The sequence below is a fragment of the Empedobacter sedimenti genome (assembly GCF_030005555.1).
GTDB lineage: Bacteria > Bacteroidota > Bacteroidia > Flavobacteriales > Weeksellaceae > Empedobacter > Empedobacter sedimenti.
The window spans coordinates 40297-64190 of the sequence record NZ_JASCQG010000014.1; the positions used below are offsets into that span (position 1 = coordinate 40297).

Annotated in this window: 26 protein-coding genes and 3 tRNA genes; 13 read left to right on the forward strand and 16 right to left on the reverse strand. The window is 31.8% G+C overall.

The window, feature by feature from the left end:
* Positions 1-5: 5 nt before the first annotated feature.
* The 4 genes from QHG34_RS13165 to QHG34_RS13180 all read right to left on the reverse strand — a co-directional run bounded on the left by QHG34_RS13165 (position 6) and on the right by QHG34_RS13180 (position 4476).
* Positions 6-1238 carry an OmpP1/FadL family transporter gene (locus QHG34_RS13165; protein ID WP_282630676.1) on the reverse strand — a complete coding sequence of 411 codons (1233 nt, stop codon included), beginning with the start codon at positions 1236-1238 and terminating at the stop codon, positions 6-8.
* Positions 1239-1377: 139 nt separating this feature from the next.
* Entirely contained in the window at positions 1378-2589 is a 1212-nt protein-coding gene (locus QHG34_RS13170) for a BaiN/RdsA family NAD(P)/FAD-dependent oxidoreductase (RefSeq protein WP_282630678.1), read from the reverse strand.
* A 126-nt stretch (positions 2590-2715) separates the two neighbouring features.
* Positions 2716-3546: a universal stress protein gene (locus QHG34_RS13175; RefSeq protein WP_282630679.1), complete on the reverse strand. Its 831-nt coding sequence runs from the start codon at positions 3544-3546 to the stop codon at positions 2716-2718.
* A 102-nt stretch (positions 3547-3648) separates the two neighbouring features.
* On the reverse strand, positions 3649-4476 hold the full coding sequence (locus QHG34_RS13180; RefSeq protein WP_282630680.1) for a universal stress protein: 828 nt from the start codon (positions 4474-4476) through the stop codon (positions 3649-3651).
* 165 nt (positions 4477-4641) lie between these two features.
* Between QHG34_RS13180 and QHG34_RS13185 the strand changes: the two genes are divergently transcribed.
* From QHG34_RS13185 to QHG34_RS13195, 3 genes are all read left to right on the forward strand, one after another.
* A complete protein-coding gene (locus QHG34_RS13185; protein ID WP_282630681.1) occupies positions 4642-5148 on the forward strand; it encodes an acyl-CoA thioesterase in 507 nt (168 codons plus the stop codon).
* 4 nt (positions 5149-5152) lie between these two features.
* Positions 5153-6211 carry a thiamine-phosphate kinase gene (thiL, locus tag QHG34_RS13190; RefSeq protein WP_282630682.1) on the forward strand — a complete coding sequence of 353 codons (1059 nt, stop codon included), beginning with the start codon at positions 5153-5155 and terminating at the stop codon, positions 6209-6211.
* 157 nt (positions 6212-6368) lie between these two features.
* Positions 6369-6758: a hypothetical protein gene (locus QHG34_RS13195; RefSeq protein ID WP_282630683.1), complete on the forward strand. Its 390-nt coding sequence runs from the start codon at positions 6369-6371 to the stop codon at positions 6756-6758.
* A 328-nt stretch (positions 6759-7086) separates the two neighbouring features.
* Here QHG34_RS13195 and rpmA read toward each other — a convergent pair whose 3' ends face one another.
* Both rpmA and rplU read right to left on the reverse strand, forming a co-directional pair.
* Entirely contained in the window at positions 7087-7344 is a 258-nt protein-coding gene (gene rpmA, locus QHG34_RS13200) for a 50S ribosomal protein L27 (RefSeq protein WP_150431414.1), read from the reverse strand.
* Positions 7345-7386: 42 nt separating this feature from the next.
* Positions 7387-7692 (reverse strand): 50S ribosomal protein L21, encoded by a 306-nt coding sequence (gene rplU / locus QHG34_RS13205; RefSeq protein WP_019975660.1) that lies wholly within the window; start codon positions 7690-7692, stop codon positions 7387-7389.
* Between the two features lie 166 nt (positions 7693-7858).
* Here rplU and QHG34_RS13210 point away from each other — a divergent pair, with 166 nt between their 5' ends.
* The 5 genes from QHG34_RS13210 (at position 7859) to meaB (ending at position 12214) form a co-directional block, all read left to right on the forward strand.
* On the forward strand, positions 7859-8107 hold the full coding sequence (locus tag QHG34_RS13210; protein WP_282630685.1) for a FeoA family protein: 249 nt from the start codon (positions 7859-7861) through the stop codon (positions 8105-8107).
* Positions 8107-10206, forward strand: coding sequence for a ferrous iron transport protein B (gene feoB / locus QHG34_RS13215; RefSeq protein ID WP_282630686.1), 2100 nt, complete (start codon positions 8107-8109; stop codon positions 10204-10206). Before QHG34_RS13210 ends, feoB begins: the two co-directional genes overlap by 1 nt.
* A 4-nt stretch (positions 10207-10210) precedes the next feature.
* Positions 10211-10381 (forward strand): FeoB-associated Cys-rich membrane protein, encoded by a 171-nt coding sequence (locus QHG34_RS13220; RefSeq protein WP_282630687.1) that lies wholly within the window; start codon positions 10211-10213, stop codon positions 10379-10381.
* A gap of 124 nt (positions 10382-10505) precedes the next feature.
* The gene (locus tag QHG34_RS13225; RefSeq protein ID WP_282630689.1) at positions 10506-11147 is read left to right on the forward strand and encodes a helix-turn-helix domain-containing protein; all 642 of its coding nucleotides are present in this window, start codon (positions 10506-10508) and stop codon (positions 11145-11147) included.
* 95 nt (positions 11148-11242) lie between these two features.
* The gene (meaB, locus tag QHG34_RS13230; protein ID WP_282630690.1) at positions 11243-12214 is read left to right on the forward strand and encodes a methylmalonyl Co-A mutase-associated GTPase MeaB; all 972 of its coding nucleotides are present in this window, start codon (positions 11243-11245) and stop codon (positions 12212-12214) included.
* Between the two features lie 33 nt (positions 12215-12247).
* On the opposite strand, the gene QHG34_RS13235 is transcribed toward meaB, so the two are convergent.
* From QHG34_RS13235 to mutY, 6 genes are all read right to left on the reverse strand, one after another.
* Positions 12248-12321 (reverse strand) — tRNA-Asn (locus QHG34_RS13235).
* Positions 12322-12378: 57 nt separating this feature from the next.
* Positions 12379-12452: transfer RNA gene (locus tag QHG34_RS13240), tRNA-Asn, on the reverse strand.
* A 65-nt stretch (positions 12453-12517) separates the two neighbouring features.
* Positions 12518-13828, reverse strand: coding sequence for an RIP metalloprotease RseP (gene rseP, locus QHG34_RS13245; RefSeq protein ID WP_282630691.1), 1311 nt, complete (start codon positions 13826-13828; stop codon positions 12518-12520).
* Positions 13829-13903: 75 nt separating this feature from the next.
* Positions 13904-14512, reverse strand: a complete 609-nt coding sequence (gldD, locus tag QHG34_RS13250; RefSeq protein WP_282630692.1) for a gliding motility lipoprotein GldD — start codon at positions 14510-14512, stop codon at positions 13904-13906.
* Positions 14513-14526: 14 nt separating this feature from the next.
* Positions 14527-14979 carry a single-stranded DNA-binding protein gene (locus tag QHG34_RS13255; RefSeq protein WP_282630693.1) on the reverse strand — a complete coding sequence of 151 codons (453 nt, stop codon included), beginning with the start codon at positions 14977-14979 and terminating at the stop codon, positions 14527-14529.
* Between the two features lie 37 nt (positions 14980-15016).
* Positions 15017-16036, reverse strand: a complete 1020-nt coding sequence (gene mutY, locus QHG34_RS13260) for an A/G-specific adenine glycosylase (RefSeq protein ID WP_282630694.1) — start codon at positions 16034-16036, stop codon at positions 15017-15019.
* A gap of 103 nt (positions 16037-16139) precedes the next feature.
* Between mutY and QHG34_RS13265 the strand changes: the two genes are divergently transcribed.
* Together QHG34_RS13265 and QHG34_RS13270 are read left to right on the forward strand one after the other, a co-directional pair.
* The gene (locus QHG34_RS13265) at positions 16140-16436 is read left to right on the forward strand and encodes an HU family DNA-binding protein (protein ID WP_282630695.1); all 297 of its coding nucleotides are present in this window, start codon (positions 16140-16142) and stop codon (positions 16434-16436) included.
* A 213-nt stretch (positions 16437-16649) separates the two neighbouring features.
* A complete protein-coding gene (locus QHG34_RS13270; protein WP_282630696.1) occupies positions 16650-18221 on the forward strand; it encodes an Rne/Rng family ribonuclease in 1572 nt (523 codons plus the stop codon).
* Between the two features lie 30 nt (positions 18222-18251).
* Here QHG34_RS13270 and QHG34_RS13275 read toward each other — a convergent pair whose 3' ends face one another.
* Complete coding sequence (locus tag QHG34_RS13275) at positions 18252-18968, reverse strand: GLPGLI family protein (RefSeq protein WP_282630699.1); 717 nt, start codon at positions 18966-18968, stop codon at positions 18252-18254.
* A 99-nt stretch (positions 18969-19067) separates the two neighbouring features.
* On the opposite strand from QHG34_RS13275, the gene QHG34_RS13280 reads away from it, so the two are divergent.
* The 3 genes from QHG34_RS13280 to QHG34_RS13290 all read left to right on the forward strand — a co-directional run bounded on the left by QHG34_RS13280 (position 19068) and on the right by QHG34_RS13290 (position 20592).
* On the forward strand, positions 19068-19742 hold the full coding sequence (locus QHG34_RS13280; protein ID WP_282630701.1) for a TIGR02117 family protein: 675 nt from the start codon (positions 19068-19070) through the stop codon (positions 19740-19742).
* 161 nt (positions 19743-19903) lie between these two features.
* Positions 19904-19977: transfer RNA gene (locus tag QHG34_RS13285), tRNA-Asn, on the forward strand.
* Between the two features lie 147 nt (positions 19978-20124).
* The gene (locus QHG34_RS13290) at positions 20125-20592 is read left to right on the forward strand and encodes an ecotin family protein (RefSeq protein WP_282630702.1); all 468 of its coding nucleotides are present in this window, start codon (positions 20125-20127) and stop codon (positions 20590-20592) included.
* Positions 20593-20643: 51 nt separating this feature from the next.
* Here the strand turns inward: QHG34_RS13290 and QHG34_RS13295 are convergent, their stop codons facing one another.
* The 3 genes from QHG34_RS13295 to era all read right to left on the reverse strand — a co-directional run bounded on the left by QHG34_RS13295 (position 20644) and on the right by era (position 23715).
* Positions 20644-21888, reverse strand: coding sequence for a DUF445 domain-containing protein (locus QHG34_RS13295; protein WP_282630703.1), 1245 nt, complete (start codon positions 21886-21888; stop codon positions 20644-20646).
* 44 nt (positions 21889-21932) lie between these two features.
* On the reverse strand, positions 21933-22721 hold the full coding sequence (locus QHG34_RS13300) for a universal stress protein (protein WP_282630705.1): 789 nt from the start codon (positions 22719-22721) through the stop codon (positions 21933-21935).
* A 106-nt stretch (positions 22722-22827) separates the two neighbouring features.
* Positions 22828-23715, reverse strand: a complete 888-nt coding sequence (gene era / locus QHG34_RS13305) for a GTPase Era (RefSeq protein WP_282630706.1) — start codon at positions 23713-23715, stop codon at positions 22828-22830.
* Between the last annotated feature and the right edge of the window lie 179 nt (positions 23716-23894).

The following is a 23894-nucleotide window of genomic DNA, read 5'->3' on the forward strand; positions in this document are numbered from 1 at the left end:
TAGTATTATTTAAGATTATACGATACACCTAAACCAAAGTTAATCGCGCGCATTTTAACATCTCCTTGGAAATTTTGTTCGATGTTGTTGATGTGTCTTTCATCACCCTGAACATATGATCCAAATAAATCAATATTAAATCCTGAGTTTAATTTAAATCCTAAACCAGCAGAAAAAGAGTTTAAATTAGAACTTGGTGTTTCTGATGACCAATAAGATGCTGGAACTGGAGATTTATCATGATAATATCCTACACGTCCATGAATGTTTTCTGTAAAAGCATACTCAGCTCCGAAGCGGAAAAGTGTATTATCTTTCCAATTCTTTTGAGATGATGACGTATAAAATGTATGTGAAGCATCGTTATATAAATTGATGTCTAAACTTTTGTAACGTGTCCAGTTTTGCCAAACAACATCTCCAAAAATTTCTAATTGTGGTAAAATTTTGTAAGACATCCCGAAAGTAAACTCAGAAGGTAATGGTAATGTAGTATTCCATTTATCTGTATTAAAAGGTACATTAGATGCAATACCTGTTGGTACATTTGTCCAAGTTACATCTCCTTTATTTGCTGATACATCTACATTAGAACGGTAAGCTAATCCTACTCCTAATTTATCTGTTGGCTTAAACATCGCACCAATATTAAATCCTAAACCATGAGCATCTTTATCCTCTAATTTCAATTTAATATCATTTCCAGCTACAGTTTGTATTTTCTCTAATTTAGCAGAACCGTGTGTATAGATAAAACCAGCTCCGATACTAAACCAATCATTAAAACGGTATGCAATAGTAGGTTGAATGTTAAATGCTTTTAAATCGATATGTGTAATATTCGATTTGTTTTGCCAATCTTCTGGCCATGTAACAGAGCTACCAAATGGAGTGGTAACACTAAGACCAATTGCAACATCATCAGCAGGCTTGTAACTTACAGCAAGATACATTGGTGTCCCCAATTTACTATCTGTTTTTGCTTTTTGTAAAGTTGTAGCATCTTGCCATCTTACATCCGTTTTTACACCGAATCCACCAACAGCAATACTCAATTTGCTTTCTACAAAAGCTAAACCTGCAGGGTTATAAAACGCTACACTGGCATCGTGTGTTTGTGTAGCCGAAGTTCCACCAAGTGCAGCTTGGCGTACTCCTTGTAAAGCAACACGGTAACCACCTGCAAAAGCAGAAGATGATAAGCCGATTAATGCTAGGGTTAAGAAAATTTTCTTCATATTTTTTGTTCGTTTAAATTTAATAGCTTTTAACAAAAATAACATAATTTTATAATAATGTTATGTTAACATAGTAATTTTTAAAAATTTCTTTAAAAATGAGGAATATAGACGCTTTTAATTAAGTGTAAATAATACACTATTGATAAATTTCTTTGATTTTTTCTGAAATAACATAGCCTTCGGACCAACATGCCTGAAAGTTAAAACCTCCTGTAATTGCATCAATATTTAAGACTTCTCCTGCAAAAAATAAATTGGGTAGTTTTTTTGCTTGCATAGTCTGAAAATCAATTTCTTTCAGATCAACTCCGCCAGCAGTTACAAACTCGTCTTTAAAAGTACTTTTACCATTAACACTGTATTTTCCTTGTGTTAATTCAGTTGCGATTGAATCAAGATGTTTTTTAGATAAATCTGCATAAACCTTGTGTTCATCAATGTTACAATAGTTAAGTATACTTAACCAAAAACGTTTCGGAAAATCGAATGGGTTATTTTTATGAACATTTTTCTTGGCATCAACTTGTTTTTTTTCATTCAGAAAAGAAATCACTTCGTCTTTGGATTGATTAACGAAATTAAGTTCAACATCGAATTTATATCCACACTCGTTCAATTTTAAAGCACCCCAAGCTGATAGACGTAAAATAGCCGGACCACTAAATCCCCAATGTGTTATCAACATTGGTCCTTCGGCATCTAACTTAAATTGATTAATTTTGACTTCAGCATTTTCAAAAGAAATTCCCATCAACCCCTCAATACGTGGATCTTTACAATTAAATGTAAATAAAGACGGAACTGGATTCACAATTTTTAAACCTAAAGTCTTTAAGCTTTTCCAGAATTTTGGTGTACTACCAGTTGTCACAATCACAGTTTCGAAAAAATATTTCCCCGATTTTGTCACCACTTCGTAACCATCTTCTACTTTGTTAATCTCTTGTACACTATCAGAAAAATTGAGTTGAACTTTATTTTGATCAACTGCTTTTGTCATTGCTTCTATAATTGATAAAGACGAATCACTCACAGGAAAAACACGGTTATCATCTTCAATCTTCAACTCTACTCCACGTTCATCAAACCAAGCCATCGTATCGCCTGGCTGAAATGTATAAAAAACACCAAGCAATTCTTTTTTACCTCTAGGATAAAATTCGACCAAATCTAACGGATCAAAACATGCATGCGTTACATTACATCTTCCACCACCAGAAACTCTTACTTTTTGCAACGGAAGATTTGCTTGTTCAAACAATACCGTTTGTTGTCCTATCTTTTTTCCCAGGTTAGCTGCAACAAAAAAACCTGCTGCACCACCTCCTACTATGGCTATTTTTTTCACGTGTCAAAGGTATTGTATAATTTATTAACTAAAATTATGCTTTCATTTACAATTAAGTTAATTAGAATGAAAAGGTTAATTTATATTGAAATAAAAAAGGAAATGCTTTGCAACATTTCCTTCTGCTTATCTTTCGTGGAATACGAAAAGCGGTGTAATATTTTTATTAGCAATTCTTTTTGTAAAACCTGGAGAAAATATATTATCAAAAAATCCTTTATTACGACTAACTACAGTCAATAAATCAATCTGTTTTTCTTTAATAAAATCTAAAACAGCATTTGTAGGATCTGCATCATTGTAAATTTCAAAAACGACAGGATCGTTTGCAAACTGATCTTTCCAATCATTTAAAACTTGTTGATTAAATTTTCCGTCCTTCGAAACGTGCATACAATGAATTTTGGCATGATGACGATTCGCTATTTCGATCAAATATTTCAATGCATCTTTGTCTTTTTGATCAAAAATCGTAGTAAAACCAATGTTTTTAAATCCTTTAAAGCTCATTCCATGAGGAACACTTAGGATTGGAATTTTCATAGAAGTAATCGTATTGATAGTATTCGATCCGAATAAAAAACGTTCAAAACCTGAATTTCCGTTTGTTCCCATCACAACGTAATCAACGCTTTCTTCCTCTATTGTTTCACGTAAAATGTATAAAAAATTTCCTTCTTCTAGAATAAATTTCAATGGAATCTCACTCAATTCATTATCCGCAGCAATTTGTCTAAGTTGCGGAATATTGTCTTTAAAATTCTCGAAGCTTCCTAATTCTACTGTTTCATAAACATTCTGAATCAAGCCAGCGCTCAAACTTCCCGTTATCATTGGCAACTCATAAACATGCAATACATAGACTTGTGCATCAATGCTTTTTGCCAAATTCAGCGCATATAGAAACGCATTATTTGCAGTTTCGGAGAAGTCGGTCGGAAATAATATTTTTTTCATTTTATCGTGTTTTGTAATCAAAAGTTACAAATTATTTTGTTCCAAAAACAAAAAAGCCCAATCTATTTTAGAGATTGAGCTTTTTATTATATTGTATTGATCTTATTCGTGGAACACAAATAACGGAACTGCATTCTGAGATAAAATTTTCTTAGTGAAACTTGGCGAAAATAATTTCTCAAAAAAGCCTTTGTTACGACTAACAACGGTTAACAAATCGATTTTTTCGTCTTTTATAAATTCTAAAACCGCATCAACAGATTCGTCCGCTGTATAAATTGAGAAATCTACTGGCTCGTCTTTATAATATTCTTTCCAATGATTAAGTGTCGGAATATCATAATTACCATCTTTCGAAACATGCATACAATGAATTTTAGCTTTGTATCTGTAGGCCATTTCTGTCAAATAATCTAAAGCTTTACGGTCTTTATCTTCAAAAATTGTTGTAAAACCAATACTATTTATACCTTTATATTCATACTTGTGCGGCACACTCAACACAGGTATTTTTAGACTACGAATTGCATTCATGGTATTAGATCCAAAAAGTACTTTATCAAACCCTGTGTTACCAGTCGTTCCCATCACAACAAAGTCAATTTTTTCAGATTCTATTACTTCTGGTAAAACGTAGGTAACCATTCCTTCTTTCACCATAAATCGCATATCTACATCTCCAAAACCATTGTCTTCAGCTATTTTACGAAGTGACGGAATGTGATCCTTTAAATTTTCGAAGTTATTTAGTTCGATTGTATCGTATACATTTTGTAAAATATTCGCATCAACTCCACCACTAATCATCGGATACTGAAAAGCATGTAACACATACAACTCAGCCTCTTGATTTTCTGCTAAATTTAATGCATAAAGAAAAGCATTATTAGCCGTTTCAGAAAAATCTGTTGGGAATAATATTTTTTTCATAACTAGTCTGTTTTATAGTTTCTTAAAATTACGAAGAATTAACTATAGCTTTATTAATTTGATGTTAATATTTGTTGTGTTTTATAATTTCAACTCATTAAAAATATTATCCTTTATCCAATAAATACTTATCCGTAACTTTGCAATCACAAAAAGTTGATTACGATGAAAAACACCTATTTTCAGAAAACCAGCGTTCGTTGGTCTGATTTAGATGCAAATAGACATTTAGCGAATGCCTCTTACATGAATTTCACAAGTTTTGCGCGTATTGCATTTCTTAGAGATTATGGTGTTGCAATGCAGAATTTGGCAGAATACGGAATTGGTCCAGCCATTTTACACGAGCAATTTTCTTTCTTTAAAGAAGCCATGGAAGGTGAAGATATTTATATTACAGTAGAAATTGGTGGAATGTCTGAGGACGGAATGATTTACCAATTTATTCATAATTTATATAATCAAGATGGTGTTCATCTTTGCCATTCTGAGCTAACTGGAGTTTGGTTTTCTATGTCAAAAAGAAAAATGCAAGCGCCGCCAACAGAAATGTTAGAAAATATTAAAAAATCATTTGAAGGAAAAACTGTAAAAACCTTGTCAAAGCAAGATATTATCAATTTACCTTTTCGCTCAGAAAATGTAGATCCTTCAATCTTTACACAAAAATAAAACGATGTTAGAAGATAAAAACGTTTCAAAAACAAGTTTAGCCGAAATTGGAGAGTTTGGTTTAATTAATCAAATCAAAGAAGGTTTTCCGATCAAGTTAGAAAGTTCTATCAAAGGAATTGGCGACGACGCAGCTGTTCTTGATTACAAAAAAGAGAAGATCGTCGTTTCTACAGACATGTTGGTAGAAGGCGTTAATTTTAGCTGGTCGTACATGCCTTTACGTCACTTGGGTTACAAAGCTGTTGTAACAGCGATTAGTGATATTTTGGCGATGAATGCAATTCCAAAACAATTGTTGGTCTCGATGGCAATTTCGAATCGTTTTACGATAGAAGCTGTGGACGAAATTTACAACGGAATGAAATACGCTTGCGACAAATACAACATTGATATTGTGGGAGGCGATACAACATCGTCTGTTAGCGGACTTGTGCTAAGTATGACGGCAATTGGCTCGGCTACAGAGAAAGATTTAGCTTATAGAAATGGTGCGAAAGAAAATGATTTGGTTGTTCTTTCTGGTGATTTAGGTGCTTCTTTTCTTGGTTTACAAGTTTTAGAACGTGAAGCGCAAGTTTCAAAAGTGAATCCTAATAATCAGCCAGATTTCGAAAATTATTCATATTTAATTGAAAGACAATTAAAACCAGAGGCTCGTTTAGATATTATCAATCTTTTAAAAGAACTGAAAGTTAAACCAACTTCTATGATTGATATTTCGGACGGATTATCTTCAGAAATTATTCATCTCTCGAAAGAAAGTGGCGTTGGAATTAATATTTACGAAGAAAAAATTCCGTTAGATTCAACTGTGATTCGTACTGCTGAAGAATTTAAAATTAATCCAATTACATGTGCCTTAAGCGGTGGAGAAGATTATGAATTGCTGTTTACAATTGATCAAAAAGATTTTGAAAAAATAAAAGGAAATCCACATTTAACGGTGATTGGTCATGTTACTGGTAAAAACGAAGAAAACTATTTGATTACACGCGGAAGCGAACAAATGGTTCCATTAACAGCGCAAGGTTGGGGAGTTGAAACGGAAGACGAAGAGTAGTTTGAAAATGTGATCCTGAAACGAGTTCAGGATGACTTAACGAATTGTCAAACTGAATTTATTTCAGTTTCTCATCAAATACATTATCAAAAGCATTCAAGAAATTGGATGCTTTTTTAGTTGAAATAAATTGTATTTTAGATATTATAAAACTAATATGAACACAGAAAAACTAACAGAATTAATTGGTGATTTGACAGTTTTTGATTTGAATATCGATTTCAAAAACAAATCAATTATTATGAATCTTGGTTATTTACCTTTTGAAAAAAATGCAATTAAGAAAATTACTTTTAATGATGCTGTTTGGCAAGATTTCTTTGGTTTTGATAGAGAAAATATTCAATGTTCGATCGAATATACAAATGATTTCAATATTTTTCTTGAACATAAAAAAGATTACATTGAAAAGAATTCAAAATATTTTCCAATTAATTTTTTAGAAACTCTTAAAAACAGTCAACATCATTACTATTATTCTAAACCAACTCTCGGTTTTGAATTTTTAATTATTACTCAAACAGAAATTTTAATTTCAGATATATAAAATCAAAAACATTCAAGAAATTGGATGCTTTTTTTAGTTGAAATAAGTTGTACTTTAGATAAAAGTATACTCTAAAACTATGAAAACATTTAAGGTTATAAAAATTTCAGAATATTGATCTACTGATAGTTTAACAAAAAACATTGAGATAAAATTAAATTCTCTCTCTCAAGAAGGTTATGAAATAATAAGTGTATCGGTTGGTATAAATATGTGATGGTTTCCTACAGCTTATATTACAGTTTCAAAAAATTAATATACACAAAAAAGCTCGAACCAATAAGTTCGAGCTTTTATATTGTTAGCGTTTTCGCTGTCGAATTATCAATTAAGATAATGGTTCAACTGAAACGTAAGATCTATCGTTACGTTTTTTTGTGAAAACTACTTTTCCGTCAACTAAAGCGAATAATGTGTGATCTTTACCGATTCCTACATTATCACCAGGATGATGTTGAGTACCTCTTTGACGAACAATAATGTTACCAGCGATTGCTGCTTGTCCACCAAAAATTTTAACACCTAAACGTTTCGAATGTGATTCACGACCATTTTTCGAACTTCCGACCCCTTTCTTATGTGCCATTTCGTTTTGTTTTTAAGAGTTAATAATAAATTAAAGCCAATCTTAACCGATTGAAGCTACTTCAATTTTAGTGAATTGTTGACGGTGACCGTTAGACTTTTGGTAACCTTTTCTTCTTTTCTTTTTGAAAACGATTACTTTGTCTCCTTTCACGTGTTCAACGATTTTAGCTACGACAGTAACTCCGTCTATAACTGGGGCGCCGACAGTGATTGCTCCGTTATCTGTTAATAAAACACGGTCGAATTTTACTTCGTCACCAGCTTCACCAGCTAAACGGTTTACAAACAATTGTTGGTCTTTTTCAACTTTGTATTGAAGCCCTGCTATCTCTACAATTGCGTACATAAATTAATGTTTATAAATAAAAATTGAGTGCAAAGATAATCTTTTTTTTCAATTTCTGCACTGAAATAATTGAAATTTAATCAGAAAGAAATCCAAACTATGATATTTCTTCTATTTGGATTAATTAAAAATAACATATCTTTGCAAGAGGAAATCCTAGAATAAAATGGTTGAAATGGTTGAAAATTATTCTTTAAAAGATTTAAAAATTGGTGAACAAGCTGTCGTAACTGGGTTTAGTACCGAAGATATTCCGGCTAAGTTTTACGAAATGGGTTTTATACCTGGTACAGATTTATTGGTAAAAAATAAGGCTCCTTTTGGTGGACCTATTTGCATTAGTATTGTGTCTAACAAATCTGTTTTAGCACTAAGAAGAAGCGAAGCTGATAAAATCCTGATAACAAAAAAATAATGAATCACTATAAAATTGCCTTAATTGGTAACCCTAATGTTGGTAAAACTTCATTATTTAATAAACTGACGAATTTACGTCAGAAAGTAGGAAATTATCCTGGTGTAACGGTTGAAAAACGCGAAGGAAAGATTGACAGAAATGGAAACAAATTCTTAATCACCGATTTTCCTGGTACTTACACGATTTATCCAAGTTCTTTAGACGAAGAAATTGTTTTCAAAACTTTAGGTGATAAAACGAATAATTATTATCCTGATTTAGCTGTTGTTGTTGGCGAACCATCTAATCTAAAACGTTCGATTTTGTTGTATCAACAAGTTCGAGATTTAGATGTTCCTGCAGTTTTCGTAATCAATATGAAAGACGAAATCAAAAGTAAAGGTCTTAACATTGATTTGAAAAAATTAGAAGATTTTCTTCAGACAAAAATATACTTAACGAACGCGCGAACTAGTGATGGTATTGACGAATTGGTAGAAGCATTTACAAAAAATACAACTCCATATAATCGTTATTATAAAATTCCGAAAGAGCATCTTTCTATTGTCGAAAAAGTAAAATCAGAATTTCAGTTAAATTCTGATTACGAGGCATGGCAATATCTTTCACAAAAAACAATTCCGTTTCTATCAAATGACGATTCGAGTAAATTAGAAGCGATTAAGAAAGAACACAACATCGTTTCGAAACGTTTACAAGTAAAAGAAGCCTTAGATCGAAATAAAACTTTAGAAGAAAAATTGGATGATATTATTTCTTACAACTTTGAAGGAAATGATACGTTAACTGATAAAATCGACAGAACATTAATTCACCCCGTTTTTGGTTACATTATCTTCTTAGGAATTTTATTGTTAATTTTTCAAGCAGTTTATACTTGGTCAGCTCCTTTGATGACAATGGTCGAAGATTTATTTGGTTGGATAGACGAAAAAGCAATTAGTTTATTACCAGAAGGACCAATTAATGAAATTGTTGCAGGAGCCATCATTCCAGGTATTGAAGGTATTGCGGTTTTCGTTCCACAAATTGCCATTTTGTTTTTATTCATTTCGATAATGGAAGAAACAGGTTATATGAGCCGTGTGGTTTATTTAATGGACAGATGGTTAAAACCGTTCGGTTTAAGTGGAAAAAGTGTTGTACCACTTATTTCTGGAGTTGCTTGTGCTGTCCCAGCAATTATGTCGGCGCGTAACATTGAGAATGACAAAGAACGTCTCTTAACAATACTTGTAACACCATTTATGACGTGTTCTGCACGATTACCAATCTACATTGTCTTGATTGCTTTGGTTATTCCTGACGAAAAAATATTTGGTTTTAGTTACCAAGCTTTGGCTCTTTTCGTAATGTATATTTTAGGTGTTGTAGGAGCTTTAGGGAGCGCTATTTTACTTAATTTAATTATCAAAGCAAAACATAAAAGCTACCTAATCTTAGAAATGCCTACATACAAACTTCCTGATTGGAAAAATGTAGTAATTAACGTTTGGGAAAAAACATTAGGTTTCTTAATTGATGCGGGTAAAATAATATTTGCAATTTCGATTATTCTTTGGGTTCTAGGAACATTTGGACCTGGAGAACAATTTAATAATGCAGAAGAAATAGTAACAGCCAATCATCCAAAAATGAATGAAGAGGATTTAGCTAACGAAATCGCTTCATACAAATTAGAACATTCATATTTAGGTAAATTAGGGTCTGTTATAGAACCAATTGTAGAACCTTTGGGATACGATTGGAAGATGGGAATTGGTTTAATTTCGTCATTTGCAGCTCGTGAAGTATTTGTCGGAACAATGTCAACTGTTTACAGCTTAGGTGAAGTTGATGTGGAAGATGACGGTCAAAAAGATCGTTTACTTCATCGTATGCAATCAGAGATTAACCAAAACACGGGGAAACCTGCATATAATCTTGCAACGGGAGTTTCGCTATTATTATTTTATGCTTTTGCTATGCAATGTATGAGTACAATTGCCATTGTAAAACGTGAAACTAATTCGTGGAAATGGACGTTGATGCAAACAGGATTTATGACTGGTTTAGCATACATTGTAGCATTTATTGCTTATCATATTTTAAAATAAAACTATGGACAATATTTGGATACAATATACTTTTATCGCTTTCCTTTTCGGATTTGCTGTTTGGTATATTGTCAAATTATTAAAAAGTTCGTTTAGCTCAAAAGGCGGTGGCTGCTCAAAAGGCTGTGGCTGCTCTCCGAGCAAAGATGAATTTCAGAAAAAGGCTAACTCATAATGTTAGCCTTTTTTTATTCAATAATTCGAAGTAATTTTACTAAAGAAACTAAAACTATTTTAAACGATTAATTAATTAGTTTAAAATATATTATACTTTAAATAATCAGAATTTATTATACAAAATGGAAATACCCGCTATTATATTCATTGTATTAGGTATTTGTGCTATTTTGGGATTCGTATTTTTCTTTATTGCTCAGACCAAAAAGAAACAATCTCAAACAGAAACACAAAAACCAGATTCTCTACCTACAGAACCTGCTGAAAAAGAAACGTTTCAACCAAAAGAAGTTGTTGACAAAAAAGGGAAAGCACCTATTCCTGATGGAACAATATTACAGAAAATAGAAGTTACTGTACCTAAGGAGGAAGATGACACTCTAATAAATCTTAACATTGCTTCTAAGACTGAAAAAGCTTTATTAAAAAAGTTAGAGCTTTTTGAAAAAAACAAAGGGTTTATCAAAAAAGATGTAAACTTAACTACGCTTGCAAAACAATTTGAGACAAATACTAAGTATCTATCTGAGATTATCAAAACGTATCGTCACAAACAATTTAATACTTATCTTAACGAATTGCGTATTCATTACATTGTTGATCGTTTACAAAACGAACCAAAGTATATTAATACAAAAATTAGTTATCTGGCTAGTGATTGTGGTTTTACATCGCATAGCACATTCACAACTATTTTTACTCAAATCATGAATGAGTCGCCTTCCGTTTTCATGAAAAGAATAAAAGCTGAACAAAGAGCATAATTCGTTAATTTTAAAATTTAATCAATTGATTTCTAGTAAAATAAATAACAATTTAACAAATTAAATAAATCAATATTAACACACAAGCTATATAAATGAGACAAATAGATCCAGAAATACTTGCTCAGAAAATTAAAGAAGGAGATCGTTATGCACTTTCTAAAGCAATTACTTTAGCAGAAAGTAACCGATTAGATGACTTAAAGTTAGCTCACCAAATTATTAGTTTATTACCAACATCTAACACTTCAAAACGTGTTGCGATTACAGGAATTCCTGGTGTTGGTAAAAGTACTTTTATCGAATCTTTAGGAAAGTACATCATTAGTAAAGATGAAAAAGTTGCCATTTTAGCGATTGATCCAAGTAGCTCACTATCCAAAGGAAGCATTTTGGGCGATAAAACAAGGATGGAAGATTTATCTCGCGAAGATAACGCTTACATCCGTCCTAGCGCTTCTAATGGCTCATTAGGCGGTGTTACGTCGCGCACATACGAAGCCATTTTATTATGCGAAGCAGCTGGTTTTGAAAATATCTTAATTGAAACTGTCGGTGTTGGTCAATCCGAAACACTAGTTAATGAGATTTCTGATTTATTTCTTTTTCTTCAACTTCCCGGATCTGGAGATGATTTGCAAGGAATAAAACGCGGAATTATGGAAATGGCCGATTTGATTTTTGTCAATAAAGCAGATAGCTTTCAAGAAAAGTTGGTGAAAGATGCTAAGCTAGATATTGTTCGTTCTTTACAATTTTTACCAACAAAAGGTTCACAATGGAAAAGAAAATCAATTATTGGTTCTGGATTAATAGGAAAAGGGATTCCTGAACTTTGGGAAATGGTTGACGAATATTTTACGTTTATTAAAGCAAATGAATACTATTTTGCAAATAGAGAAAAGCAACAATTAAAACAAGCAGAAAGATATACTATCGATTTGGTAAATCAGCAATATCTGAAAGCATTAAAAGAACAACCAATTGAATTGAAGAAAGAAACTTCGGCTTTCGAAATGGCGAAAAATTGGCTAGATAATCACACAATACAAATTACCACAAAATAAAAAAAGACAATCAAAATTTGATTGTCTTTTTTGCTCCTCCTCTTGGGCTCGAACCAAGGACCCTCTGATTAACAGTCAGATGCTCTAACCAACTGAGCTAAGGAGGAAAATCCGATATTTTAAAATTTATTTTTAAGTCTTTGTTTGACTTTTCACTAAAAAAGCTCCTCCTCTTGGGCTCGAACCAAGGACCCTCTGATTAACAGTCAGATGCTCTAACCAACTGAGCTAAGGAGGAATGTTGCTTAATTGTGGGTGCAAATATAGAAGTATTTTTTACACCCACAAAAAATATTTTAAATTTTATTTAAAAATCATATTCACAATATCATTCCCGAAGATGAATACCATTAATCCTAAGATAATTACAACTCCGACCATTTGTGCTTTTTCTAAAACTTTTTCACTAGGCTTTTTACCTGTGATCATTTCATAGATTGCAAAAACAGCGTGTCCACCATCTAAACCTGGTATTGGCAACAAGTTTATAAATGCTAACCAAGCAGAAATCATTGCTGTAAAAGACCAGAAAAATAACCAATCCCATTGTTTTGGCATTTGTTTTACCATTCCAATTGGTCCTGCTACTTGCTTACGACCATCTTTTACTTGAAATAATGTTCCAATACCTCGAACTTGTGTTGCAATTGCATCAAAAGGTTTTGTAATTCCCATTGCAATTCCTTCTCCAATTGTGTAATCTTTATGTGTTTCTAAAGATTTTAAATAAGCTGATGATTGTATAAAACCTAATTTACCATCATTCCCTATTGTAGCCATCAATTCTACAGGCTCTCCTTTTCGAATAACACTTACAGGTACTGTTCTACCTTTATACTCTTTAATTTTTGATTGAAAATTATTAAACAAAGGTGTTGTAAAACCATCAATAGCAACAATTTTATCACCTTTTAATAATCCTGCTTTTTGTGCTGCACTATTTTCAGCAATAGAATCTACTTCAAATGTATATTGAGGTTTAAAGAAAGCTCCTTTTGAATTTAAAATTTCTGTTCTAAAATCTTCAGTAATTGGTAAAGAAACTTCTTTTCCTTGACGTTTTACTTCTAAAGATTCACCTCCTAATAAAGCTTCTTTTCCTATTTCGTTTAATGAATGATAACTAACTCCATTAACTCCAGAAGGAATATCTCCGTTTTGTAAACCAAATTTAGTTTGTGTAGAATCTACTTCAATACCATATTTCATTTTATCTACACTAACGTAATTTTCTCCTTGAGAAATAAATATTACAGCATAGATTATCATAGCCAAAATGATATTCACAATAATACCACCTAACATAATGATTAATCGTTGCCAAGCTGGTTTTACACGGAATTCGTAAGGTTTTGGCTCTTGTTTCATCTGTTCCAAATCCATACTTTCGTCAATCATACCCGAAAGTTTTACATAACCACCAAGTGGTAACCAACCAATTCCGTAAACGGTATCACCAATTTTCTTTTTCCAAATCGCAAATTTCACGTCGAAGAAACAAAAGAAACGTTCTACGCGAACGCCAAACCATCTTGCTGTAACATAATGTCCAAGCTCATGCAACATCACAAGAAGCATTAAACTCAACATCAATGTAGCTATCTGTATTAACATATTGTTTTAAATTTATTTATGTTCTAATTTTTTTAAACGATTACAAAATTAATCGAATTTATTTATCAAACCTCTTTATTTTTTCCATTCTAACGTTTCTAACATTTTTTTCACATCTGCTTTGATGTAATCTACTGCTGGTGCAAGCGAATCTGGTTTTGGTTGAGTTTTAAAATAAACTGATCCTGACAAGAAATTTCGCGTACTATCTGTTGAATGAAATTGAATATTAATGGCAGATTCTCCTCCTAATTCATATAATGTACCAAAAACTCTTTTTTGGGGAAAGGAAAACTCTTGTGGAGATATAAAACTTGCCTTAACCGTCTGATCTTGCACAAATCGTTCGCTTTCTTTTATTTGTATCATTAAATCGTTTTCAGAATTTACCGGAAAATATGTCAGATAAATCGTTGCTTTCATCTTTGGATAAACGATATTGAAAGAATTTGGTTTTTTTCCAGGAATTACCTTTGCAAAAGTTGAGTACTGAAATGTATATGGTACATTCTGTGTAAATTGTGTGTACGTTTGTTTTGGATAATCTAACCTAACTTGACCTAAGGGCTTAGCAATTTCTTCGCTTTTACCACACGACACAAAAAAAATAGCACTACTACATAATGCTATTATAGTTTTAAAATTCATTGTATTACGTAAAACGTTAAGTTTTGTAAAATTCATTTATTTTTTAATTTCTAAAAAGGTAAATCGTCTTCACCTTCCTCTATAAATGGAGGTTCTACGATTGTTGTATTTTGTTGACTTTGTTGAACTTTATTCTGATCATTTTGCATAGCCTGACGTTGTTCATTGTCAATTTTTGGTGTTAAAAATTCGATCGAATTTGCAACAATTTCGGTTGTATAACGAGTTTGTCCGTTATCATCCCATTTGCGTGTTTTGATACGCCCTTCAACAAAAACTTTATCACCTTTTTTTAAGTAACGATCACATAATTCGGCTAATTTATTGCGTGTCACAATATTGTGCCATTCTGTTTCTGTAATTCGTTCTCCCGTTCTCGAGATGTAAGATTCTGTTGTTGCAATAGGAAATCGTCCGATACAATTTTGTTCATCAAAATGATGCAATTTTACATCATCACCCAAATTTCCGATCAAAAGTACTTTATTCGTTGTTCCGTTCATAGTGTAATAGGTTTTTAGTGGCTTGTAACATACAAAGTTAATCCAAATAATGTTTATTTATAAATTTTTCTATTGGTTTTGGAAGTGGATAATGTTCAAGATCATTTAAACTGATCATTTCAAAATCTAAATCCTGTTTAAAATGGTTTATATCTTTTAAAGATACATTTAATTTCCAATATTTTATAAATAAATTTTGATGCGAAAGAATATGTTTTTCTTCAGAAATAAAACTTAATTTATCCTCTAAATTTTGCTCAAAAATCCAACCTTTATCCAACAACTCTGTTTCGGTTTCTATTTTAGGAAAAGTGTACAAATTTTTCCAAACATCTTTTCCTATTCGCTTTGATAAAGCAATTTCATCTTCATTTTCGATGATAACAAAGTGTAAATAACGATTCGTTACTTTTATTTTCTTAAGTTTAACAGGAAGTTCATTTACTTTGTTTAATCTCAATGCCTCACACGATTCGTTTAATGGACAGTTATCACATTTAGTCAACTTTGGGGTACAAATTGTTGCACCCAAATCCATTACCGCCTGATTAAAATCACCTGGACGTTTTTGATCAATGATTTCGCGTCCTAAATCCCAAAAAATCTTCTTTGTTTTTGGCAAGCTTATATCGTCATCTATATTAAAATATCGCGCAAAAACACGAAACATATTTCCGTCCACAGCTGGCACGGCTTCGTTATAAACGATAGAAGCAATCGCTGCAGCAGTGTAATCTCCTACTCCTTTTAGCTTTTTTAAATCGTTGAAATTATCCGGAAATTCACCCTTTAGTTCGTTCGCAATATACTGTGACGTAAAATGTAAATTTCTGGCACGCGAATAATACCCTAGTCCTTGCCAGAGTTTTAGCACCTTTTGTTCGTCTGCATTTGCAAGATCAAAAATAGTCTCAAATTCATGTATGAAATTATTGTAAAATTTCATACCTTGGTCAACTCTTGTTTGTTGGAGTATTATTTCTGACAACCAAATGCGAAACGCATCTTTTGTATCACGCCAAGGTAAATCTCTTTTATTCTTGTCAAAATAAGACAAAATCAGATAGTTGAAGTTCATAAAAACTGAAAAAATCTTTTTTTTGTTAAGATACAATTGTATATTTGCACCCGCTTTCAAATTTAAGAATAATAGAGGAATTATGACAAAGGCAGAAATAGTAAATAACATTTCAGGTAAATTAGGACTTGAAAAGAGCGATACTCAAAGAGTGGTAGAATCGTTTATGGAGGAGGTGATTAAATCATTGGTAGAAGGAGAGAATGTATACTTAAGAGGTTTTGGATCTTTTACTATTAAAACTAGAGCAGAGAAAACAGGTAGAAACATCACAAAAGGTACATCTATCATTATTCCAGCTCATAACGTTCCTACATTTAAACCAGCTAAGACTTTCATCGAAGATGTAAAATCTAGCGAAGCAAACGTAATCAAATAACAATAAAATAATTGTATCATGCCAAGCGGAAAAAAACGTAAAAGACATAAGGTAGCGACACACAAACGTAAAAAACGTCGTCGTCTTAACAGACACAAAAAGAAAAAATAATTAGTAGCTACGCTATTAATATTTTAATCTTTTTACAAGATAGCACTTTTCAATATGAATTTTGGAAAGTGCTTTTATCATTTTTAAAAACATAATTTTTTGATGAGTAAAGAATTAGTGATTTCAGCCTTAGCTGATCAAGTACGCATCGCAGTTTTAGATGAAGGCCGATTGATGGAGTTTCATCAAGACACTGCAAATGATGGCTTTGCAGTTGGCGATATTTACTTGGGAAAAATCAAAAAATTAGCTCCTAGTTTAAATGCAACCTTTGTTGACATTGGTTATTCTAAAGATGCATTTTTACATTATCATGACTTAGGTCCACAAATACGTTCGTCAAATGCTTACAACAAAATTGTAGGAAATGGAACGTACAAAACCGAAAAATTGAAAAACTTCCGTATGGAAGCGCCAATTGATAAAGATGGTCAAATTAACGAAATCTTTGCTCCTGGTGATTCTGTATTGGTTCAGATTACAAAAGAACCAATCCATACGAAAGGTCCAAGAATTACATCAGAAATTTCGATTGCTGGTCGTTATTTAGTTTTAGTTCCGTTCTCGGAACGTGTTTCGATTTCTCAAAAAATCAAACAAAAACCAGAGCGCGATCGTTTAATTAAAATTTTGGATGGATTAACGCCAGAAGGCTTTGGAGTAATCATCAGAACGGTAGCAGAAGACAAAAATGCTGAAGAACTACAAGCAGATTTAGCTTATTTATTAAACAAATGGGTTCAAATCTTCAAAAATCTTCAGAAAAAGAAAGCGCCAGCTAAAATACTTAGCGAAATGGACAGAGCTTCTTCTATTTTGAGAGATAATTTTAACGACGATTTTGTTAAAATATCGGTTGATGATCACGAATTAGCAGACGAAATGCGCGAATATTTGGAAGTTATTGCACCAGATAAAATCAATTTGGTAAAAGAATATGACGATCCATTTGTTCCGATTTTTGAAAAGTTTAATGTCGAAAGACAAATTAAACAAGCTTTTGGTAAAACGGTAACTATTCCACAATCTAAAGGTGCATATCTTGTGATTGAACATACTGAAGCGTTACATGTAATTGATGTGAACTCGGGAAATATTTCTCGGAATTCTAAAAATCAAGAAGATTCAGCTTTTGCCGTAAACAAAATCGCTGCCTCTGAGATTGCACGTCAGTTGCGTTTACGTGATATGGGAGGAATTGTTGTGGTCGATTTTATTGACATGACAGATGCAGAACATAAGAAAGAATTGTTTGAACATCTGCGAGCTGAAATGGCGAAAGACAAAGCAAAACACAAGATTTTGCCACCAAGTAAATTTGGATTGATTCAGATTACAAGACAACGAGTTCGCCCTGAGGTGAATTTTATTACAACTGAAGAAAATCCGAACCAAGAATCGAATGAAGTTGAAGCACCTATCGTTACAATTGATAAAATTGAACAAGTGCTCTTGAATATCCTTGAAAGAAAAGATAAAGACTTGAAAAAAATGTCTTTACATGTCCATCCTTTTATTGCTTCGTATTTGAAGTATGGATTGCCAAGCATTCAGATGAAATGGTTTTTTAAGCATAAAAAGTGGATTAAGATTGTACCAAGAGACGCGTACAAATACTTACAATTTAATTTCTTAGACAAAGATCATAATACACTTTACAACGAATCAAATTAAAAAAACCTCGCAATTGCGAGGTTTTTTGTTTTAATCTTTATCAATTCCATTGCTAGAATTTTCTGCTTCTACTATTTCATTAACTCTTCTTCTATAATCTTTTTCAAGTCTTAAAAATTCATCCTCATTAATAACTTTACCTTTTGTAGGTTCTTTAAATTGAATGGAAGAATCAAGTTGTATTGATACTAATTGATATGTTGCATAAAATTTTGAATCACTTTTTGATGATCTTTTAACTTCTAAAATCAATCCAGGTAAATTATTATAAAATTCTGGTCCACATTTCGACTTTATTTCTGTAGAATACCAAGCTTCTACAACCAAATCTCCATCTTCATAAGTTGCTTTTTTGGCATTAAACCCTTTGATCATTTTTGTTTCTCTTGTCAAATTCCAATTGCTTTTAGGTATATTGAGTTTAATTAAATACAATTTAGACTCCATTTCGCGAGAAACTTTCAAATAATCTTTTTCGAAATTATAATAACTTTCTAAATCTTTAAATCCTCCAACATAATTTAGTTCTCTGCTTGAATTTTGCGCATTGTTTATTCTAATAATTTCTTTTCCTAAACATTCATTATTATTTCCTACAAGTTCAAAATATTTTGGTCTTGAATATTCTTGAGAAGAATTATCGTGATCATTTCCAAAATCCATAAATTTTACTCGTTCATACTCTATCTTAAACTTATCTTGAGAAAAAGAGAGAATTGGGATTAAAAGCAACAATAAGTATTTCATTTATTAAAATTAAACGTTACAGAAAGATATTAAAAAAATTCATAGACTATGATAATCTATACCTTTGTTTTCTTTACTTTAGCTACTTAACCCAATTCTATGAAAAAAATCTTCCGAATTCTTCTCAAAACTTTAGGCTTTTTAGTTTTGTTTATTGTTGTCTATTTACTTGCGGTGGTTTTGTTGCCAATGATTCCTGTTAACAAGGAAAAACAGAAACCAAATGACGAAATAACGGCTTATATCCTTACAAATGGCGTACATACAGACATTGTTGTTCCTGTAAAATCTGAGGCTATTGATTGGTCTACTTTTATTCCATTTACGGATACAAAATCTAAAAAAGAGTTTAAATATATTGCGTTTGGCTGGGGAGATAAAGGTTTTTATTTGGATACACCTGAATGGAAAGATCTTAAATTTTCTACCGCTTTCAAAGCTGCATTTTGGTTAGGAGATTCGGCAATGCATACTACTTTTTATGACGAAATGACGGTTGGTGAAGATTGTAGACGAGTGTACATGAGTTTAGAGGAATACAAATCACTTATCAATTACATTAAAAAATCGTATGATTTGGATCAAAATAATAAAGTTGAGTTGATCAAAACGGACGCAGTTTACGGAAATAATGATGCTTTTTATGAAGCGAAAGGAAGTTATAGTTTGTTTTTCACTTGCAATACTTGGGCTGCAAATGCATTAAAAGCTGCAAAAAAAGAGGCTCCGTTATGGACTGCAACTCAGCAAGGGATATTTTATCATTACAAATAATTTATTTTTGAAAATAAATTGAAAAAAAAAATCAATAATTTTCTAATTCATTTTCAAAGAGTTGCCTATTAATGCACCTTTTGGATTGAAATTTTTTAGTTTTAAGATTTGGAAGTAATAAATTTTGCTCTATATTTGCAACACAATATCGATAACGATACTCCTCCTTAGCTCAGTTGGTTAGAGCATCTGACTGTTAATCAGAGGGTCCTTGGTTCGAGCCCAAGAGGAGGAGCAAAAAAGACAATCAAATTTTGATTGTCTTTTTTTATTTTGTGTAAAATCATCTTCCCAATTACTTTCACAAATATTTAACAAAACCCGACACAACCTTTTGAGTGGTTTTGACATCTTACTAATAGAAAAATAAAAATAAGTAAGTATGAAATTGACAAAAATATTTAGCGTTTTAGCATTATTAATGGTTATGGTAACATTCGCACAGAAAAGTAAAACAGATTATTCTATGTATCCGAAAGCTAAAAGTGGTTTTGAACAAAAAATCATTACACTGAAAACATTGACTAACGAAGATGATTATAAAGTAGAATTATTTGTAGGTAAAAAAAGTAAGGTAGATAATTGTAATCGATTCTTTTTAGCGGGAGAGTTTAGCGAAAAAAACGTTGACGGTTGGGGTTACAACTATTACGAATTTAAATCTGATGGTAATATTGCAGGAACTTTAATGGGTTGTCTTAACTCTAAAGAAGTAGAAAGAACAATACATGCACAAACGATTAAAACACGTTACAATAGCAAATTACCAATTGTAGTTTATGTACCAAAAGGTTTCACTTTAGAGTACCGTATTTGGAAAGCTGATAAACAGCTTACTTTAGTGAAATAATTATATAGTGTTAATTGAAAAAGCTCGAGAATATCTCGAGCTTTTGTTATTTTAATGAAAAACAAGTTGGGTTATAGTATAAATCAGTAAACCGACCAAACCTCCTACAAGCGTTCCGTTGATACGGATAAACTGAAGATCTTTTCCGACTTCTAATTCAAGTTTTTCACTTAATTGTTTTCCTTCCCATTTATCAACAGTAGAACTAATCAAACCTTCTACTTCTTTTACATTTCTCAAAATCATTCGATAAATAAAATGTCGAACCCAACCATTTATTTTATCAATCATTTCTTGATTATCATTCAAATTTTCGGTCAATTTTTTAATATTCTTCTGTATATACGTTTGCAAAGCTGAATTAGGATCATCAAAACTCTCTGTCAAGTTTAGTTTGATTGCTTGCCACAAATCCATCGAATACTCATTCATTCGCTCTTTTGTGATAAAATCATCACGAAGCGTTTCTAACTTCACTTTCCAATCTGGTGATTCTTTTATATTCTGAATATTATCTTTGATAATTCGTTCAATATTATGACGAAGAGGATGTTCTTTATCTTCTGCAACCTCATCCAAAAAGCTAACAACACCTTCCACTACTCCTTTCGAAATTTTTTTCCCTGCAAAAAATGAAATAACAGGATGTTTTTCGTTCAGTTTATCTTTGATAATTAAATCACTTTCTAAGATATATTCTTTTGCTTTCGGAATAATAGCTTCCAAAATTTCGTCGTGTTTTTCTTTCTCTAAAACATATTCTAAACTCGACGAAACCAACTCTGGAAGATTAAATTGCTTTAAAATTTCGTCACCTTTCAGTGTTATAAAATCAACGACATCTTTATCGTCTAAATCTGTTACAATTTTCTTTGTAAAATGAATTAATTCATCTTGTAAACCTTTTTGATTAGATGGTTTATTTAACCAATCTGCTGCATATTTTACAACTTCTAACTTCTCTATATAAGGTCTAATTGTAGAAGGTGTCAAAAAGTTATCAGTTACAAAATGACCTAAATTATCTCCAATTGCTTTTTGACTATTTTCGATCAAATTAGTATGCGGAATTTTAAGACCCAACGGATAACGAAAAAGTGCTGTAACAGCAAACCAATCGGCTAAAGCACCAACCATTCCTGCTTCTGCAAAGGCTTCTACATAACCAATCCATTTGGCGTCCGAATGTAAATCTAGATAAACCATTGCAAAGTAAACAATCGCCATCAAGAGAAACAAACCTGTCGCAATAGCTTTGTGCTTCTTTAGGTTTTGTATTTTTTCTACTTCTGTCATCTTCAATTTTTATTAAAAAAAGCGATGAAAACATCGCCAAAATTTTAGTTAGATTCCTGAAAAATCAATAAAGCTACCGTTCCTGTTTGTAATAAACGATTACTATGATTTACTGTAAACAAACGATCAAACGCAGATAACTCGCGATGTACAACTCCCAAAACATCAATTTTGTTTGATGTACAGAAACTAATTAATCCTTCTTCTACGTCTTCGTTGCTTTCTACTGAGATCGTAACTTTAGGATAAGTCGATTCCCACTCTTTTTTGGTGTGAACCATTTCTTGCGTCATTACATTATTCTCGACATGAACTATTTTCAAATCTTTTTTGTAACGATCTGTCACTTCAATCATCTGAGCTAATGCTTTGTTTTCTTTTTCGCTAAACAAAGTTGCGTATCCAAAATTACGTTCTGCCTTAAATTTTACACGATTCGGAATAACAAGAACCGGAACTGTCGCATTGTTAATAACGTTAAGCGTATTAGATCCAAAAATCTTTTTCCCTAAGCTATTTTGACCATTTGTTCCCATTACAATGTATTTCACATCTTCTTTGCTTACAATGTCCATTATTGTCAATAATAAATCGCCAACCTCTAAAGAGCTTTTTACATTAACTTCTCCTAAGTTATTTGCTGTTGCTAAACTTTTTAATTGATCTATATAACTTTCAAAATCTTCTTGATAAATGTTTGCTTGATTATTTAAATGAGATGAGACCGAGATCAATTTTACATCTGCATTAAGCACTTTTGCAAGATTAACAGCATATAAAAATGCGTTGTTTGCTGTATCAGAAAAATCTGTCGGAAATAATATATTAGCCATTGTTTGTAGAATTTGTTACTACTCAAAATTACGATTATTCTTTCAGTTTACCGAAAATAAAAAAAGTGTTGATTTCTCAACACTTCTCCTTTACTTATGCTTTGTTTTAATAACCAAATCTTTTCAGATCATTTTCTTTGCTTCGCCAATCTTTACGAACTTTCACAAATAGTTTTAAAAACACTTTTTTGTCAAAGAATTTCTCTAACTCTTCACGTGCTTCTTTTCCTACTTTTGACAAAGATTCTCCTTTATGACCGATGATAATTCCTTTCTGAGAATCGCGTTCAACGAAAATTTCAGCTTCAATCGAAATTAAATTCATATCTTCTTTAAATCGCTCTGTTACAACTTCTACAGAATATGGAATCTCTTTCTGGTAGTTCAATAAAATCTTTTCACGAATTACTTCATTCACAATAAAACGCTCCGAACGATCCGTTAATTGATCATCTGGATAATATTGTGGACCTTCCGGAATTATCGCTTTTATTTTATTAATCAACAAATCAACATTGACGTTTTCTTTAGCTGAAATTGGTAAAATTTCGGCTGTTGGTAATAACTCATGCCAATATTCTACTGCTTCATTCAACCTATCTTGCGTCGCTGTATCTATTTTATTTAATAACAAAATAATTGGTGTAGACGTTTTTTGTAGACGCTCAAAAACCTGTTCATTTTTTAGTCTTTTCTCTCCTATTTCTACAACATAAAGAATTACATCAGCATCAACCAACGATTCGTTTACTGCATCCATCATTTTTGTTTGCAACTCGTAAGCAGGATCTAAAACTCCAGGAGTATCTGAAAATACAATCTGAAAATCTTCTCCAGTCAAAATACCTTTGATACGATGACGCGTTGTTTGGGCTTTGTGTGTTGCGATAACCAAACGTTCTTTCATCAACATATTCATTAATGTTGATTTACCTACATTCGGATTACCAATAATGTTTACAAAACCGGATTTAAATTTCTTTTCGTCTGACATTCTGCAAATTTAATGATTTCTTTAGAAAAATTACGTTTTATTCTTTTCTCCAAATCCTTTTAATTTTAATTAAATATTAAGTTTCAAAAATTAAATTTGGTCTGTATTTTGAATAATTCTAATTAATCTCAAAAAAAGATGATGAAAGTTATGGTTTATTGAAAAATATGACTAATTTC

Excerpts from the sequence above, each read along its gene's own strand:
- QHG34_RS13300 (WP_282630705.1), bottom strand. The coding sequence starts at position 22,721 with ATGGCTAATATATTATTTCCGACAGATTTTTCTGATACAGCAAACAAC.
- QHG34_RS13275 (WP_282630699.1), bottom strand. The coding sequence starts at position 18,968 with ATGAAATACTTATTGTTGCTTTTAATCCCAATTCTCTCTTTTTCTCAA.
- QHG34_RS13175 (WP_282630679.1), bottom strand. The coding sequence starts at position 3,546 with ATGAAAAAAATATTATTTCCGACCGACTTCTCCGAAACTGCAAATAAT.
- feoB (WP_282630686.1), top strand. The coding sequence starts at position 8,107 with ATGAATCACTATAAAATTGCCTTAATTGGTAACCCTAATGTTGGTAAA.
- QHG34_RS13210 (WP_282630685.1), top strand. The coding sequence starts at position 7,859 with ATGGTTGAAATGGTTGAAAATTATTCTTTAAAAGATTTAAAAATTGGT.
- rplU (WP_019975660.1), bottom strand. The coding sequence starts at position 7,692 with ATGTACGCAATTGTAGAGATAGCAGGGCTTCAATACAAAGTTGAAAAA.
- QHG34_RS13265 (WP_282630695.1), top strand. The coding sequence starts at position 16,140 with ATGACAAAGGCAGAAATAGTAAATAACATTTCAGGTAAATTAGGACTT.
- rpmA (WP_150431414.1), bottom strand. The coding sequence starts at position 7,344 with ATGGCACATAAGAAAGGGGTCGGAAGTTCGAAAAATGGTCGTGAATCA.
- QHG34_RS13295 (WP_282630703.1), bottom strand. The coding sequence starts at position 21,888 with ATGACAGAAGTAGAAAAAATACAAAACCTAAAGAAGCACAAAGCTATT.
- QHG34_RS13185 (WP_282630681.1), top strand. The coding sequence starts at position 4,642 with ATGAAAAACACCTATTTTCAGAAAACCAGCGTTCGTTGGTCTGATTTA.
- gldD (WP_282630692.1), bottom strand. The coding sequence starts at position 14,512 with ATGAATTTTACAAAACTTAACGTTTTACGTAATACAATGAATTTTAAA.
- QHG34_RS13180 (WP_282630680.1), bottom strand. The coding sequence starts at position 4,476 with ATGAAAAAAATATTATTCCCAACAGATTTTTCTGAAACGGCTAATAAT.
- QHG34_RS13220 (WP_282630687.1), top strand. The coding sequence starts at position 10,211 with ATGGACAATATTTGGATACAATATACTTTTATCGCTTTCCTTTTCGGA.
- QHG34_RS13195 (WP_282630683.1), top strand. The coding sequence starts at position 6,369 with ATGAACACAGAAAAACTAACAGAATTAATTGGTGATTTGACAGTTTTT.
- QHG34_RS13225 (WP_282630689.1), top strand. The coding sequence starts at position 10,506 with ATGGAAATACCCGCTATTATATTCATTGTATTAGGTATTTGTGCTATT.
- QHG34_RS13290 (WP_282630702.1), top strand. The coding sequence starts at position 20,125 with ATGAAATTGACAAAAATATTTAGCGTTTTAGCATTATTAATGGTTATG.
- meaB (WP_282630690.1), top strand. The coding sequence starts at position 11,243 with ATGAGACAAATAGATCCAGAAATACTTGCTCAGAAAATTAAAGAAGGA.
- QHG34_RS13165 (WP_282630676.1), bottom strand. The coding sequence starts at position 1,238 with ATGAAGAAAATTTTCTTAACCCTAGCATTAATCGGCTTATCATCTTCT.
- QHG34_RS13270 (WP_282630696.1), top strand. The coding sequence starts at position 16,650 with ATGAGTAAAGAATTAGTGATTTCAGCCTTAGCTGATCAAGTACGCATC.
- QHG34_RS13280 (WP_282630701.1), top strand. The coding sequence starts at position 19,068 with ATGAAAAAAATCTTCCGAATTCTTCTCAAAACTTTAGGCTTTTTAGTT.
- rseP (WP_282630691.1), bottom strand. The coding sequence starts at position 13,828 with ATGTTAATACAGATAGCTACATTGATGTTGAGTTTAATGCTTCTTGTG.
- era (WP_282630706.1), bottom strand. The coding sequence starts at position 23,715 with ATGTCAGACGAAAAGAAATTTAAATCCGGTTTTGTAAACATTATTGGT.
- QHG34_RS13255 (WP_282630693.1), bottom strand. The coding sequence starts at position 14,979 with ATGAACGGAACAACGAATAAAGTACTTTTGATCGGAAATTTGGGTGAT.
- thiL (WP_282630682.1), top strand. The coding sequence starts at position 5,153 with ATGTTAGAAGATAAAAACGTTTCAAAAACAAGTTTAGCCGAAATTGGA.